Origin of the sequence: Streptomyces sp. NRRL F-4489, assembly GCF_001509485.1 — a bacterium.
In the GTDB taxonomy this organism is placed as follows: domain Bacteria; phylum Actinomycetota; class Actinomycetes; order Streptomycetales; family Streptomycetaceae; genus Streptomyces.
In genome coordinates, this window is record NZ_LLZI01000175.1 from 1 (window position 1) to 707 (window position 707).

Sequence of the window (707 nt, forward strand, 5' to 3'; positions counted from 1 at the left end):
GGCTGCCCGGCTACGAGGACTCCCGCCCGGTCCGGGTCGGCAACGGCGCCGCCGGCCAGCTCCAGCTGGATGTCTACGGCGAGGTCACCGAGGCCCTGCACCTGGCGCATATGACCGGCCTGGCCCGCAACGACTACGCCTCGCTGCTCCAGATCAAGCTGATCGAGTGGGTGGAGAAGCACTGGGACGAGCCCGACGAGGGCATCTGGGAGGTGCGCGGCCCGCGCCGGCACTTCGTCCACTCCAAGGTGATGACGTGGGTGGCGGTGGACCGCACGGTCAAGCTGATCGAGTCCGGGGACGTGGACGGGCCGCTGGACCGGTGGCGGGACCTGCGGGAGACCATCCACCGGGACGTCTGCGAGAAGGGCTACGACAAGGAGCGCAACACCTTCACCCAGTCCTACGGCTCGCAGGAGCTGGACGCCTCGCTGCTGCTGATCCCGCAGGTCGGCTTCCTGCCGCCGGACGACAAGCGCGTCATCGGCACCATCGAGGCCATCCAGCGGGAGCTGTCCACCGAGGACGGCTTCGTGCTGCGCTATCCGACGGCCGGTGAGGGGCTCGGCGTGGACGGCCTGGAGGGCGATGAGGGGGCGTTCCTGGCCTGCTCGTTCTGGCTGGCGGACGATCTGGCGATGATCGGCCGGGTGGAGGAGGCCCGCAAGCTCTTCGAGCGGCTGCTCTCGCTCCGCAACGACCTGGGG

At 69.9% G+C, this 707-nt stretch carries 1 protein-coding gene; it reads left to right on the forward strand.

Annotated features, from left to right (window positions below; all coding sequences use genetic code 11):
* Nucleotides 1-707: glycoside hydrolase family 15 protein (locus tag ADL22_RS14565; RefSeq protein WP_199836300.1), on the forward strand; the 707-nt coding region annotated here is incomplete at both ends.